Here is a 13479-nt window from a genome sequence, read left to right as displayed (position 1 = left end):
TTGCTATGCTGGCCGGCCACCGGCCTGAGGTAGCACCATGCAACTCATCGACATCGGCGTCAATCTGACCAATCCAAGTTTTGCCGATAAACACCACGCGATTCTGGAGCGCGCCGAGGCGGCTGGCGTACGGCAAATGATGGTCACTGGCACCAGCCTCGAGGGCAGCGAACAGGCGCTGGAACTGTGCCTGGCACTGGATGAAAGCGGCCAGAAACTGTTCAGCACAGCCGGTGTTCACCCCCACGACGCCAGCCACTGGAGCAGCGCCAGCACCCGCCAACTACGGGCCTTGCTGGAGCAGCCGCGGGTGCGTGCGGTGGGCGAATGCGGACTGGACTTCAACCGCGACTTCTCGCCGCGCCCGCAACAGGAAAAAGCCCTGGAGGAACAACTGGCGCTGGCCGTGGAACTGCAGATGCCGGTGTTTCTCCATGAACGTGATGCCAGCGAGCGGCTGCTGGCGATCCTCAAGGACTTCCGTGACCGCCTGCCCGCCGCCGTGGTGCACTGTTTTACCGGCGAGCGCGCGGCACTGTTCAGTTACCTGGACCTGGACCTGCACATCGGCATCACCGGCTGGATCTGCGACGAGCGTCGAGGCACCCACCTGCACCCGCTGGTGAGCAGTATCCCCCAAGGCCGTCTGATGCTGGAAAGCGATGCCCCCTACCTGCTGCCGCGCAGCCTGCGGCCTAAACCCAAGAGTGGCCGCAACGAACCGGCGTTCCTTACCGAAGTGCTGCGTGAAGTCGCCCTGCACCGTGGCGAAAGCCCCGAGCAGTTGGCGGCGCACACCACCGCCTGCGCGCGGGCGTTCTTCGACCTGCCCGCGATTATTTGACGCATATCAACGCACCTCTATGCTCAGCCCGGCACAATGATGGCACCTTGCCAACAATGTTTCCGCTCAATCAGAGAAGACCTTCCATGGGTGCCTGGCTTAGCAATATCTCCCTGAAGTACAAATTCTGGGCCGTCAACGCGGTGGCCTTTGTCACAACGCTGTTTCTGGTGCTGTATGCCGTGCACCTGGAGCAACAGGCCCGGGCTGAGCAAGCCCAGGTCAAGGCCCAGGCTGAAGCGCAGCTCCTGCAAGCCTGGCCCAGCGGCCAGGTCGTGCCGGAAAACCCGTTGTGGCTGCACTACGCCCCTGGGCAAGTGCCCGCCTATGCCGATGAAGAGTTCCAGGCCCTGGCCAATGCCCAGGGCTGGGTCGAATTGCATGGCCTGGCCCTGACCGGTAGCCAGCCGATCAGTGGCGCCCAGGTGATCAGCCGCGATGGTCAACAGATTGCCGTGCTCGCCCCCTCCCCCAGCCTGCTGCAGGTGTTCACCGATCGCTTCACCAACTACGCTGTCTGCGTGCTGATTCTGATGCTGGCGATGCTCTGCGCCTCACAGCTGCTGATCCGCTTCCTGCTCAGCCAGCTCAACACCCTCAAGGATGTGATGCTGCATGTGGAAAAGACCGGCGATCTGTCAGCGCGGGTACCGTTGTCGTGCGGCGATGAAGTCGGGCAGATGGCCAGCGCCTTCAACGCCATGCAAACCACCTATCACCGCGTGGTCAACACCGTGGCGCGCACCGCGGCCCAGCTCGACTCCGGGGCCGCACGCCTGGCCGCCAGCATGAACGACGTGCGCCACGGCATGCTCGGTCAGCAAAGCGAAACCGACCAGGCCGCCACCGCCATCAACGAGATGTCGGCCACCGTCTATCACATTGCCCAGCATGCCGGTGCCACGCGTGACCTGTCGCAAACCGCCGATACCCTGGCAGGCAGCGGGCAGGAAGTGGTCAGCCGTGTGCAAACCTCGATCTCCGGGCTGTCCAGCGGCGTGCAACAGACTGCCGAGATGATTCGCCAACTGGCCGAAGACAGCCAGAAAATCAACGGTGTGGTCGGCGTGATCCACAGCATCGCCGAACAAACCAACCTGCTGGCGCTCAATGCTGCAATCGAAGCGGCGCGTGCCGGTGACCTGGGGCGCGGATTTGCCGTGGTTGCCGATGAAGTACGCAACCTGGCCAAGCGCGTACAAGCCTCCACCGATGAAATCACCACCATGGTTTCAGCGCTGCAGGCTGGCACCCGCGATGCTGTGGACTTTATGCAGGAAAGCTCGTTCAAGGCGGACGACTGCGTCCAGCAGGCGCAGGAAGCCGGCGCGGCGCTGGCCGAGATCACCAGTGCGGTGGCGCAGATGCGTGAGAGCAACACACAGATTGCTGTTGCTGCCGAGCAGCAGAGCCAGGTGGCGGAAGAAATGAACCGCGCGGTGGTAAGTATTCGCGACGTTACCGAAGAGACGGTGCAGCAGACCGTTGACTCGGCCACCACCAGCAACGAGCTGGCCACCCTGGCCGGTGAATTGAGCAAGGCCATCGGCCAACTCAAGCTATAAGCCCGATAGGCGGCGCTGATTGGCCCCCGAACGGGGGCCGCACTATTCTTCAGACAGAGCCCTGAGGAATAGCCCATGAACAAACGCCTGCCCAACTTGCACGCCTGGCAATGGCGTAGCTACCACCACAATCACCGCAACCCGACCAACCTGGTGTTGCACCTGATTGCCGTACCGCTGTTCATCCTCGGCGTGCTGCTGGTGCTGTCCGGGCTGTTCTCACTGGACCTTGGCCAACTGGCTGTGGGCGTCATCGCCCTGATTGCCGGCCTTGGCCTGCAACGCCAGGGCCACCGTCTTGAGACTGAACAGCCCGAGCCCTTCAGCGACCGCAAAGATGCCGTCGGGCGCTTGCTGGTCGAGCAGTTCGTTACCTTTCCGCGCTTTGTGTTGAGCGGTGCCTGGTGGCGTGCCTGGCGCGACCGCCATCGTCATTAGGGTCTGTATGAAAAGCTTTGAGACGAAGGTCAGGCAAGGCGAAAACAGCCGAGGAACGGTCGGAGTCGCGCTCGACTTTACGGGTTGTAAATGAGCATTCCGAGGCTGTTTTCAACGCAGCATCACCGAGTATCAAGGCTTTCCAAACAGAGCCTAAGCGAAAACGGTCACCGTCTGACGACTGATGGCCAGCAACTCACCCTGAGCAGTCCACAACGCCGCTGACGCATGGCCGTAACCATCGCGGGCATGCTCGGTGTGCACACAGTATTTGCACCAGTCCAGCGTGGTCAGGCTAGGCACCGGCTGCGGGAACTCGATGGTCCAGGTCAGGGTGCTGCCTGCAGCGGGCTTGTTGAGGAACGGCATCAGCGACGGCGGCCAGGCATCAACCAAGGCCAGCAGGTGCGCTTCACTCAAGGTTTCGTCACCCCCCTCGTCGCGCAGGCGAACCCAGCCGCCCATGCTGCGCGACTGGTTGTTGCTGAACGGCAAGCCACCGATCGCCCAACGCAAGGCGAAGTGCTGCATGAACTCCGGGGTCATCCCTTTGATGTGAGGCAGCTCAGGGGCAGATGCCTGCAGATCTTTCATTTCCACGGTGGGCAAGGCTGGCACCTCGACCATCGAGCTGCGCCCACCCCCAAAGCTGCCCTGCATCAGGGTGACGACCTGGCCATTTTGTACTGCGCGGCCCAACAGCGAGGTGACCGCTTTACCTTCGCGCAACAGTTCCACTTCGAAGCTGATCGGCACCTCTGGCTCGGCCGGGCCGACGAAGGTGATCGACAGGGAACGCACCGGGCGACCGGGCGAGGTTTTGGCGAGCATCGCTTCATACAGCAAGGCCGCCATCAGGCCACCGAAACAGGCCCGCCCCTGCACCCAAGTGGCAGGAATCGACACCGCCTGGGGATGCAGGCGCGCGGTCTTGAGCAATTGCGAGAAATTCATGCCGGTCTCATCCATGGGAAAAAACCGATCTTAACCAGCACAGGCTGCAGCCACAGCCCGCATTTCGGCCATATCTGCGGCCTATCGCTGCGCCAACAGCGCCTGCAAGCGCTCCAGGGTTGCGTCGGCGTGCTGTTCAGCTGCCTGCAGTTGGGTTTGCCAAACCGCTACACACGGCTGCAAATCAGGCTGCTGCTCGGCCGCCAGCAGCCACTGTAGGCGGTCATGCCAGTCGCCCAGATCGCCCTGGGCGCGTTTGAGCACCCGCTGCATTCGCCGCCCGGCATGCTCCAGCTGCGGATAGGCTTCGGCGGCGTAGCGCACACGCTTGATCAGCAGGCGTAGGCGATGACGGTCATGGGCGGGATCCTGTAGGGCCTGGCGCAGCTTTTTCCATTGTTTTTCCAGGCGCTTGTCGAGGCGCTGGTGCAAACCCTGGATCAAGCCTTCGCGCTGGGCCGCGCGTAAAAACATCGGGAATGCATCGGCAATCGCCAACAGGCGCCCCAGTTCAGCACTCTGGGCGACACTGGCAAAGGTCTGCGCACGATGCGCCAGGCGCACCTGCGCGGCGGCAAATTGCTCACGCTCAAGCAACTGCGCGGCGAGTACCTCGCGGTCGCGCAGCGGTGTGGTCAGGTTGCCCAAGGCTTGCGCCGCACCGTCAAGCTGGTCGACCCCGGGCAGCTCATGCAGCGGCCGCAGCAAACTGCGCAGGCGCCGCGTGGCAATTCGCAGATCATGCAACGCCTCGCTGTCGGTATCGGCTGCCAGCCGCGCCTGGCAGGCAAGCAGGCGCACCTGCACAGCCAGCACCTGGGCAATCACATGATCAAGCATTACCGCCATGGTGTTCTCCTGTGTCAGCGGCCAGCGCGCGACTCACGAATGTAGAAACGCGCTTTCTCAGCTTTGCTGCTGCATCCTTCAAAGGCTTCGAATTGTTGCTGGGTCTTGGCCCCGGTCAACAACGACAGCGCCTTAGAGTAACTGACTGTACCGGCAAAGCCTTCGGCCTTGGCCAGATCAAGCTCCTTCCAGGCCGCGTCTAGCTGGTTGGCGCAGCTGTCGCGATAGGCTGTCTTGCCAGCACAACCGGTCAGTACCAGAGCAATCAGAGGCAGGCAAATCCAGGCTTTCATCGGTGTTCCCTCAAAAGAAATATTCAACGTGGCGTGTTCGACGACTACAAAGAAGAAAAGTGCCCTGCAAAGCGTAGCGCAGCGCGTATGACGATTGAAGCACAGACACGAATAGGCGCATTGTTAGACCATCGACGCACGGCAAGCGGGAGCCATTATGAGTAAACGCGTGGCATTGGTACTGGGCTCGGGCGGAGCCCGTGGGTATGCGCACATTGGTGTGATCGAAGAACTGGAGCGACGTGGCTATGAGATTTCCTGCATTGCCGGGTGCTCCATGGGCGCAGTCATTGGCGGCATCTATGCCGCGGGCAAGCTTGAGGAGTACCGCAACTGGATCGAGAGCCTCGACTACCTGGATGTGTTGCGCCTGGTGGATGTGAGTTTCCGATTGGGCGCGATCCGCGGCGAAAAAGTCTTCGGGCAGATCCGCAAGATCGTTGGTGACGTGAACATCGAAGAACTGCGCATCCCCTACACGGCCGTGGCGGCCGACCTGACCAACCAACAGGAGATCTGGTTTCAGGAGGGTTGCCTGCACCAGGCCATGCGCGCCTCGGCCGCCATTCCCAGCCTGTTCACCCCGGTAGTGCAAGGCAACCGCATGCTAGTCGATGGCGGCATTCTCAATCCGTTGCCGATCATTCCGGTGGTTTCCAGCCATTGCGACCTGATCATTGCCGTGAACCTCAACTCGACCAACCAGAAGCAGTACCAACTGCCGGTGATCGAACGTCCGGCCGCCTTCAAGCTGCGCTTTGACAACCTGATCAGTTCCTTGGGATCGCACTTGCCGTTCCGGCGTAAACAGGCTGAACAGCTGTTGCGCATCGAGCAGGACCTGCAACCTCAGGCCGCGCACATTCCCAACCCCTGGCTCAGCGATGCCGCCGACCCCGAGGCCCAGCAACCGGCAGCCGCCCCGGAAACCGATGGTGCGCCCAAGTCGGCGGCGGGCTCGTTCATTATCGACAACGTCGGGCCGGCATCACTGCTGGACTTGATCAACCAGAGTTTCGAGGTCATGCAGACCTCGCTGGCGCAGTACAAGATTGCCGGTTACCCGCCGGATATTCTGATCAACGTACCCAAGCGGGTGTGCCGGTTTTTCGAGTTCTACAAAGCGCCGGAACTGATCGCCCTGGGGCGGGAGATTGCGCGCGATACCCTGGAGAACTATGAGGCGGAGCGGCGGTAAACGCACCGGTAGGAGCGGGCTTGCCCCGCGATTGCGGTTTGCCAGCCATATCGCATCGCGGGGCAAGCTGAACTGGCCTAATGATCCTGGACACCTCAATCGGGCGCTATGATGGCGCCCAAACCTGAGGTGTTTGGATATGCGTAATTCTTACTCGAGTGACTTCAAGCTACAGGCGGCCAGCATGGTGCTGGACGAAGGCCAATCAGTTCCACAGGTCTGTGCCAGTTTAGGCATTGGCCCTACAGCGTTGCGTCGTTGGGTCGATCAACTGCGCCAGGAGCGTCAAGGCTTAACCCCTGTGGGTGCCAAGGCAATAACGGCAGACCAGCAGGAAATCCAACGGCTCAAAGCCCTGCTCAAGCAGAAAGACCGGGATATCGAAATCCTAAAAAAGGCCAGCGCTCTCCTGCTTTTGGACGCCAAAGATCACTCGCGTTGATCGATGAGCTGGGTGAGCAATACGGCGTTAATGAGTGTTGTCGGGTGCTTGGGGTCAGCCGCAGCAGTTTCTACTGCTGGCGCCAGCGTAAGGACCGGCGTTACCCCGGACGGGAAAAACTCAAGGCCCAGTTGATCAGACATCATCGTGAGTCGAGAGGGGCGGCAGGTTCGCGCACCTTGGCCAAGATGCTGCAAGCCAGTGGACACCCAGTCGGCCGCTTCAAGGCGCGCCGCCTGATGCAAGAAGCTGGGATCAGCAGCCGTCAACGCAGACGCCACAAATACAAATCTTCAGGCGTTGAAGCCCTGACCGCACCGCACGAGCTCAAACGGCAATTCGATGTGCGGGCGACAAATGAGGTCTGGTGCGGAGATGTAACGTACATCAAGGCTGGTAAGCGCTGGCTGTACTTCGCGGCTGTCTTGGACTTGTTTGCACGGCGGATTGTCGGCTGGTCGTTCTCGATGATCTCGGATGCTGAACTGACCTGCGCGGCCTTACGCATGGCAACCGAGCTGCGCGGACGCCCCAAGGGTGTGCTATTTCACTCTGACCAAGGCTGTCAGTACACCAGCCACAAGTTCAGAAATGAGCTGCGCGAGCATGGGCACCGGCAGAGCATGAGCCGTAAAGGCGAGTGCTGGGACAACGCCCCGATGGAGCGGTTTTTTGGAAGCCTGAAATCTGAGTGGGTACCCGAAGATGGCTACGACTCGGAGCATGAGGCCCGAATGGATGTGCAGCGCTTTATCACCCGCTACAACACCACTAGGCCTCACAGCTACAACGGATACCGGTCGCCGGTCGAGGCAGAGAAGCTGGCGGCGTAAACCTTAACGGGTGTCCAGGATTACTTGACCAGTTCAAGCCCGCTCCCACCGAGGCCGTTCCCACCGTCCCGTGATCATGGGCCTACCAGGCGATACCCCACCCCTGGTTCGGTCACGATAAAACGCGGCGCCGTCGGGTCATCACCCAACTTCTGTCGGACATGGGCGACAACAATGCGCAAGTAGTGGGTGTCATCGACATGGGTCGGCCCCCAGATGTCCTTGAGCAGTTGCTGCTGGGTAATCACCCGCCCAGGATGACTGGCCAACTGGGCCAACAGTGCGTACTCCTTACGGGTCAGCGCCACTTCGACACCGTCTAGCGTGACTTTGCGAAACGCCAGGTCAACCGTCAACGGCCCGAAGCTCGGCGCAACTTCCTCTGCCGTGGCCTGCGGCGCCTGACGCAACAACGCCCGCACCCGGGCGAGGAATTCCTGAATTCCGAAGGGTTTGGTCACGTAGTCATTGGCACCGTTATCCAGCGCTTCGACTTTCTGGATTTCGCTGGCACGCACCGACAACACCAGCACCGGCACCGTGCTCCACTCGCGCAGTTCGCGCAGCACCTGCTGCCCGTCCATGTCGGGTAAACCCAGATCGAGCACCACCAGGTCAGGTTTGGCCAGTGCCGCCTGAGTCAGGCCTTCGCCACCGGTGGCCGCCTCCAGCACCTTGTAACCCTGGGAGCTCAGGCTGATGCGCAGGAACTTGCGGATCTGTGGTTCATCATCGATAACCAGCAGGGTTGCGATCTGGCTCATGGGGCTTCGCTTTCGGGCTCGGGTTGGGTCGGGAGCGGCAAGCATAGTGTGATGCAGGTGCCGTGACCATCGATACCCTCGCCCACCTGAATATGCCCGCCGTGGGCACCGATCATGCCCTGGCAGATCGCCAGGCCAAGGCCTGTGCCCTGCCCGCCGCGATCACCGCGCGCGGCGGTGTAGAACATGTCGAAGATCTTCTCGCGGTCGGCCGGGGGAATACCCGGGCCTTCATCACTGACGGCGAAGCGCAAGTATTCAGCGTCTGCCGTGACCTGCAACTGCAAGCGCCCGTTGGCCGGTGAAAAACGCGCAGCGTTCTCCAACACATTGACCAGCGCCTGTTCGATCAAGGCGGCATGCACAAACAGCAACGGCAAGTCGTCCGGCACCTGGGTGGTGACCTGCAGCGGGGCCAGAAGCACCCGCAGGCGGTTGAGCGCGCTGCCGACGATGTCGGTGGGCGCTACCCAGTCACGTGCCAGCTTCAAGCCGCCATGCCCCAGACGGGTCATGTCGAGCAGGTTCTGAATATAGCGATCCAGGCGCTCGGCCTCGTTGCGTGTGCCTTCGAGCAACTCCTGGCGATCGGCCTGAGGGATCGCCTCACCCAACGCCAGCAGGCTGTCGATACTGCCGCGCATGGCGGTCAAAGGGGTGCGCAAGTCGTGGGACACCGACGCCAGCAAGGCACTGCGCAACTGTTCGGTTTCACCGTGCAGGCGCGCGGCTTCCAGTTGCTCGGCCAGACGCGCCCGCGCCAATGCCTGGGCCAAGGGTTGGCTCAGCGCCTTGAGCAGGCGCCGCCGTTGCGCGGTGAGGCTCTGGCCCTGGCGTGGACGCACGCCGAGCAGCGCCAGCGGCTGTTCTTCCACCGATAACGGCCACCACCACCAGCGGCCATTGGGCAAGGTGTCACTGCCCAGACCTGCCGCCTGACCGTGCTGCCAGGCCCAGTCAGCGGCCGCGCGTTCGTTGTCGTTGAACTGCACGGTGGCGGCACTGGCAACTTGCAGACGGCCTTCCACATCCCGCTCCAGCAAGCACACCTGCAAATCGTTCCAGCCATCGAGGTGCTGGCCGGCGGCGGTGAACACCGCCTGACGGTCTGTAGCGGCGGTCAGCTTGCGCGTCAGTTCCAGCAGTTGATTGGTTTGCCCCTGGGTTTCGCGCAGGGCCTGCAACTGCCGGCGCTGGCGGGCGGCCAGGTTGCCGGTGAGCCCGGCCATCAGCAGAAAGAACAGTGAAGTCAGCACGTCCTCTTCACGCTGGATACTGAACGAGAAGTTCGGCGGAATGAACAGAAAGTCGTAAGCCAGAAACGACATCGCCGCACAGGCCAGGGCCGGGCCCAGGCTGCTGCGCACGGCAACCAGCAACACCGCCGCAAGAAACACCAGCGAGATGTTGGGCAGTGGCAGCACCGCCGAAACGCCCCAGGCAATGCCCGTCGCCAGCACGGTTGCGACCAGTGCCAGCAGGTAGTGGCGCCAGACCCAGACTTTCTTCACCGCCGCACTCGGCGGCTCGGGGCGCTCGTCCCGGTCCAGCACGTTGACTTCCAGGCCATGGGCCTCACGCAACAAACGCGTGGCCACCCCGGCGCCGAACAAGCGGCGGCGCAGGCGATCACGCGACTGGCCGACCAGCACCAGGTTGGCGCGGCGCTCCAGGGCATGCTGGATGAGTGTTTTCGCCACTTCACCGGCCCGCAGCAACACCACTTCCCCGCCCAGGCGCTCGGCCAGTTGCTGGGCCGCCTGCAAACGCTGGCGGGCGGTTTCGTCGCGCAGCTTGCCGTTGTCGACATGCACCAGGCTCCAGGGCAGGTGACGACGCTGCGCCACCCGGCTGGCATGGCGCACCAGGCGCTCGGCCTGGGCATCGCCATCAACCCCCACCAGCAGGCGGCCACGCAATGACGGCGCATCCTGGCCTAACTGACGGTAACCATGGGCAAGGTCGGCATCGACCTGCGCCGCTGCCGTCTGCATGGCCAGCTCACGCAGGGCAGTGAGGTTGGTCTGGCTGAAGAAGGCATCGATGGCTGCCCTCGCCTGTTCGGGTACGTAGACCTTACCTTCGCGCAAACGCTCGAGCAGCTCGCGTGGCGGCAAGTCGATCAGTACCAGCTCGAAGGCTTCTTGCAGTACCCAGTCGGGCAAGGTTTCACGCACTTGCACACCGGTGATGCCGCGCACCTGATCATTGAGGCTTTCCAGGTGCTGGACGTTGACCGTGGTGTAGACGTCGATTCCCGCCGCCAATAGCTCCTGAACATCCTGCCAGCGCTTGGTATGGCGACTGCCTGGCGCGTTGCTGTGCGCCAGTTCATCGACCAGCGCCAGCTGTGGCGAGGCCTTGAGCAGGCCATCGAGGTCCATTTCCTCAAGTTGCACACCGCGGTACTGGGTACGCACCAGCGGGTGTTGTGGCAGGCCGGCGAGCAACGACTCGGTTTCAGCCCGGCCATGGGTTTCGACCACCGCCGCCAGCACCTGCACGCCCTGACGCAACTGCGCATGGGCAGCCTGGAGCATGGCGTAGGTCTTGCCTACGCCCGGTGCAGCACCGAGGAACACCTTGAGCCTGCCGCGCCCTGCGCGCGGCAGCCCGGCCAACAGCGCGTCGGCGCGTTCGGAATTGCTTTCGCTCACTGCATGTCCTTACTTCAAGGCCGGGGCCAGCCGTTCAAGGGCGGCGTTCAAGGTCAGTACATTGACCACCGGCGGGCCAATCAATGGCTGCAGGGTGGACTGCTCGACCAGGGCTTGCAAGGCCTGCGTATCGAGTTGCCGCGCCGCGGCAACACGCGGTAACTGATAGGCGATGGCAGCAGGTGACAGGTGCGGGTCCAGGCCACTGCCCGAGGTGGTCAGCAGGTCCAGTGGGATCGGGCCCTGCGCCGGGCTGTACTGCTGCGCGGCGCTGTCATTGATGCGCTGGGCCAGGGCCGGATTGCTCGGTGCCAGGTTGCTGGCACCGCTGGCCACGGTGGCGTAGTCGGCTGCTGATGGCCGTGAGTGGAACCAGGCATCGCCGCTGAACGCCTGGGCGATCAGCAGCGATCCGCGCACCTGGCCTTGATCATCGCGCAGCAGACTGCCGTTGGCTTGCTCCGGGAACGCCACTTGCGCCACTCCGGTGACCACCAGCGGGTAAGCCACGCCGGTGATCAGGGTCATCAGCATGATCAGGCTCACGGCCGGACGAAGGTACATTGTCATGTTCATCTCCTTGGCATCAAACCAGGTGCAAAGCGCTAAGCAGCATGTCGATCAATTTGATCCCGGCAAACGGTACGATCAGCCCACCCAGGCCATAGATCAGCAGGTTGCGCCGCAACAGATGCGCGGCACTCGCGGCCTGTACCCGTACCCCACGCAAGGCCAGCGGTATCAACACGACGATGATCAGCGCGTTGAAGACGATGGCCGACAGAATCGCGCTCTGCGGGCTATTCAATTGCATGAGATTGAGCACGCCCAACTGCGGGTAAATGGCGGCGAACAGCGCCGGCAGGATGGCGAAGTACTTGGCCACGTCGTTGGCAATCGAGAACGTGGTCAAGGCGCCGCGGGTCACCAACAGTTCCTTGCCGACCTGAACCACATCCAGCAGTTTGGTCGGGTCGCTGTCCAGGTCCACCATGTTGGCGGCCTCACGCGCGGCCTGGGTACCGTCGTTCATGGCCATGCCGACATCGGCCTGGGCCAGCGCTGGCGCGTCGTTAGCGCCGTCACCGCACATGGCCACCAGGCGGCCATCGTTCTGCTCCTGACGAATGCGTGCGAGTTTCTTCTCTGGCGTGGCTTCGGCCAGCACATCGTCAACACCGGCTTCGGCAGCGATGGCGGCGGCGGTCAACGGGTTGTCACCGGTCACCATCACCGTGCGAATACCCAGCTTGCGCAGCTCGGCAAAGCGCTCGCGAATACCGGGCTTGACCACGTCCTTGAGGTGAATCACGCCCAGCAGGCGTTTATCCGCACACACCAACAACGGCGTGCCGCCACTCTGGGCAATCTTGTCCACTTCGCGGGCCAGCGAGGCTGGCATTTCCAGACGCTGCATGCCGACAAACGCCAGTACCGAATCCACCGCGCCCTTGCGCAGTTGACGCTGCTGGTAGTCAACGCCAGACAAGCGCGTCTCGGCGCTGAACGGCACCGGCGTCAGTTGCTCGGCACGCGGCTCGGCGAAGTCGTGCAACTGGCGCAGGTACTCGACAATCGACTTGCCCTCGGCGGTGTCATCGGCCAGCGAGGCCAGCAACGCGCCCTCCCCCAGTTCCTTGCTGGTCACCCCTGGTGCGGCATGCAAAGCACTGCAGCGGCGGTTGCCGAAGGTGATGGTGCCGGTCTTGTCGAGCATCAGCACATGCACATCACCGGCGGCTTCCACGGCGCGACCAGAGCGGGCGATGACATTCAGCCGTACCAGGCGATCCATACCGGCGATGCCGATGGCCGAGAGCAGACCGCCGATGGTGGTGGGGATCAAGGTCACCAACAGCGCCACCAGGAACACCAGCGGGATACTGCCGCCAGCAAAGTGGGCGAACGGCTGCAAGGTCACCACAACCACCAGGAAGATCATGGTCAGGCCGATCAGCAGGATGTCCAGGGCGATCTCATTGGGCGTCTTCTGGCGCTTGGCGCCCTCGACCAGGGCGATCATGCGGTCCAGGGTCGACTCGCCCGGGTTGCTGGTAATACGGATCAGCAACCAGTCGGACACCAGGCGTGTATTGCCGGTCACCGCTGAACGGTCACCGCCAGACTCGCGGATCACCGGTGCCGATTCGCCGGTGATTGCAGACTCGTTGACTGCCGCAATCCCTTCGAGCACTTCACCGTCACCGGGGATCATCTCGCCGGCAACCACTTTGACCACATCGTCCTTGCGCAGGCTGGTGGCAGGCACCGTCTCGAAACTGCCCGAGGCGTTACGACGCCGCGCGTTCAGCCCCTGGCTACCGGCCTTGAGGCTGTCGGCACGGGCCTTGCCGCGGCCTTCGGCCAGGGCTTCGGCAAAGTTGGCGAACAGCACGGTGAACCACAACCACAGAGCGATCTGCACCGCCACGGTCACCGGCACAGCACTGTCAGGTATCAGGCACAGCACGGTGGTGAAGATCGCCGTCAGTTCCACCACCAGCATCACCGGCGAGCGTTTCAACTGACGCGGGTCAAGCTTGATAAACGCCTGCAGCAACGCTGGGCGCCACAGGGCGGCAAAGCTAGTGCGAGCCACTGCAGCCGGGGCCGCTTTCACTTCAGGAATCGGCATGTTCATG

The 13479-nt window shown here is 62.6% G+C and carries 13 protein-coding genes; 6 read left to right on the top strand and 7 right to left on the bottom strand.

The features are described 5' to 3' along the window. Window positions 1–37 precede the first annotated feature (37 nt). The 3 genes from ACP6KB_RS09030 (at window position 38) to ACP6KB_RS09020 (ending at window position 2847) form a co-directional block, all read left to right on the top strand. The gene (locus ACP6KB_RS09030) at window positions 38–844 is read left to right on the top strand and encodes a TatD family hydrolase (RefSeq protein WP_442113390.1); all 807 of its coding nucleotides are present in this window, start codon (window positions 38–40) and stop codon (window positions 842–844) included. 86 nt (window positions 845–930) lie between these two features. Next, window positions 931–2409: a methyl-accepting chemotaxis protein gene (locus tag ACP6KB_RS09025; RefSeq protein ID WP_442113389.1), complete on the top strand. Its 1479-nt coding sequence runs from the start codon at window positions 931–933 to the stop codon at window positions 2407–2409. Between the two features lie 75 nt (window positions 2410–2484). Continuing rightward, window positions 2485–2847, top strand: coding sequence for an Mpo1-like protein (locus ACP6KB_RS09020; RefSeq protein WP_442113388.1), 363 nt, complete (start codon window positions 2485–2487; stop codon window positions 2845–2847). Window positions 2848–3000: 153 nt separating this feature from the next. Here the strand turns inward: ACP6KB_RS09020 and ACP6KB_RS09015 are convergent, their stop codons facing one another. The 3 genes from ACP6KB_RS09015 to ACP6KB_RS09005 form a co-directional block, all read right to left on the bottom strand. Beyond that, window positions 3001–3801 carry an acyl-CoA thioesterase gene (locus tag ACP6KB_RS09015; RefSeq protein ID WP_442113387.1) on the bottom strand — a complete coding sequence of 267 codons (801 nt, stop codon included), beginning with the start codon at window positions 3799–3801 and terminating at the stop codon, window positions 3001–3003. Window positions 3802–3882: 81 nt separating this feature from the next. Further along, window positions 3883–4650: a CHAD domain-containing protein gene (locus ACP6KB_RS09010; RefSeq protein WP_442113386.1), complete on the bottom strand. Its 768-nt coding sequence runs from the start codon at window positions 4648–4650 to the stop codon at window positions 3883–3885. Window positions 4651–4664: 14 nt separating this feature from the next. After that, the gene (locus ACP6KB_RS09005; RefSeq protein WP_442113385.1) at window positions 4665–4943 is read right to left on the bottom strand and encodes a hypothetical protein; all 279 of its coding nucleotides are present in this window, start codon (window positions 4941–4943) and stop codon (window positions 4665–4667) included. 157 nt (window positions 4944–5100) lie between these two features. Here ACP6KB_RS09005 and ACP6KB_RS09000 point away from each other — a divergent pair, with 157 nt between their 5' ends. The 3 genes from ACP6KB_RS09000 (at window position 5101) to ACP6KB_RS08990 (ending at window position 7416) form a co-directional block, all read left to right on the top strand. Further along, entirely contained in the window at window positions 5101–6141 is a 1041-nt protein-coding gene (locus tag ACP6KB_RS09000; protein ID WP_442113384.1) for a patatin-like phospholipase family protein, read from the top strand. Between the two features lie 139 nt (window positions 6142–6280). Beyond that, window positions 6281–6583 (top strand): transposase, encoded by a 303-nt coding sequence (locus ACP6KB_RS08995; protein WP_442107852.1) that lies wholly within the window; start codon window positions 6281–6283, stop codon window positions 6581–6583. Further along, window positions 6580–7416: an IS3 family transposase gene (locus ACP6KB_RS08990; protein ID WP_442107850.1), complete on the top strand. Its 837-nt coding sequence runs from the start codon at window positions 6580–6582 to the stop codon at window positions 7414–7416. The genes ACP6KB_RS08995 and ACP6KB_RS08990 overlap by 4 nt, the downstream gene beginning before the upstream one ends. A 74-nt stretch (window positions 7417–7490) precedes the next feature. On the opposite strand, the gene ACP6KB_RS08985 is transcribed toward ACP6KB_RS08990, so the two are convergent. The 4 genes from ACP6KB_RS08985 to kdpB are packed head-to-tail and all read right to left on the bottom strand — an operon-like array spanning window position 7491 to window position 13478. Next, complete coding sequence (locus ACP6KB_RS08985; protein WP_442113383.1) at window positions 7491–8180, bottom strand: response regulator; 690 nt, start codon at window positions 8178–8180, stop codon at window positions 7491–7493. Beyond that, a complete protein-coding gene (locus tag ACP6KB_RS08980) occupies window positions 8177–10837 on the bottom strand; it encodes a DUF4118 domain-containing protein (protein ID WP_442113382.1) in 2661 nt (886 codons plus the stop codon). Before ACP6KB_RS08980 ends, ACP6KB_RS08985 begins: the two co-directional genes overlap by 4 nt. Before the next feature lie 9 nt (window positions 10838–10846). Then, window positions 10847–11407, bottom strand: coding sequence for a potassium-transporting ATPase subunit KdpC (gene kdpC, locus ACP6KB_RS08975; protein WP_442113381.1), 561 nt, complete (start codon window positions 11405–11407; stop codon window positions 10847–10849). 16 nt (window positions 11408–11423) lie between these two features. Continuing rightward, the gene (gene kdpB / locus ACP6KB_RS08970) at window positions 11424–13478 is read right to left on the bottom strand and encodes a potassium-transporting ATPase subunit KdpB (RefSeq protein ID WP_442113380.1); all 2055 of its coding nucleotides are present in this window, start codon (window positions 13476–13478) and stop codon (window positions 11424–11426) included. Between the last annotated feature and the right edge of the window lies 1 nt (window position 13479).

It is taken from the genome of Pseudomonas sp. NUPR-001 (genome assembly GCF_052147955.1).
Classification (GTDB): Bacteria; Pseudomonadota; Gammaproteobacteria; order Pseudomonadales; family Pseudomonadaceae; genus Aquipseudomonas.
This window is presented reverse-complemented; position numbering and strand designations above follow the sequence as displayed.

Excerpts from the sequence above, each read along its gene's own strand:
- ACP6KB_RS09025 (WP_442113389.1), top strand. The coding sequence starts at position 931 with ATGGGTGCCTGGCTTAGCAATATCTCCCTGAAGTACAAATTCTGGGCC.
- ACP6KB_RS09010 (WP_442113386.1), bottom strand. The coding sequence starts at position 4,650 with ATGGCGGTAATGCTTGATCATGTGATTGCCCAGGTGCTGGCTGTGCAG.
- kdpB (WP_442113380.1), bottom strand. The coding sequence starts at position 13,478 with ATGAACATGCCGATTCCTGAAGTGAAAGCGGCCCCGGCTGCAGTGGCT.
- ACP6KB_RS09030 (WP_442113390.1), top strand. The coding sequence starts at position 38 with ATGCAACTCATCGACATCGGCGTCAATCTGACCAATCCAAGTTTTGCC.
- ACP6KB_RS08995 (WP_442107852.1), top strand. The coding sequence starts at position 6,281 with ATGCGTAATTCTTACTCGAGTGACTTCAAGCTACAGGCGGCCAGCATG.
- ACP6KB_RS09005 (WP_442113385.1), bottom strand. The coding sequence starts at position 4,943 with ATGAAAGCCTGGATTTGCCTGCCTCTGATTGCTCTGGTACTGACCGGT.
- ACP6KB_RS08985 (WP_442113383.1), bottom strand. The coding sequence starts at position 8,180 with ATGAGCCAGATCGCAACCCTGCTGGTTATCGATGATGAACCACAGATC.
- ACP6KB_RS09020 (WP_442113388.1), top strand. The coding sequence starts at position 2,485 with ATGAACAAACGCCTGCCCAACTTGCACGCCTGGCAATGGCGTAGCTAC.
- ACP6KB_RS09015 (WP_442113387.1), bottom strand. The coding sequence starts at position 3,801 with ATGAATTTCTCGCAATTGCTCAAGACCGCGCGCCTGCATCCCCAGGCG.
- ACP6KB_RS09000 (WP_442113384.1), top strand. The coding sequence starts at position 5,101 with ATGAGTAAACGCGTGGCATTGGTACTGGGCTCGGGCGGAGCCCGTGGG.
- kdpC (WP_442113381.1), bottom strand. The coding sequence starts at position 11,407 with ATGACAATGTACCTTCGTCCGGCCGTGAGCCTGATCATGCTGATGACC.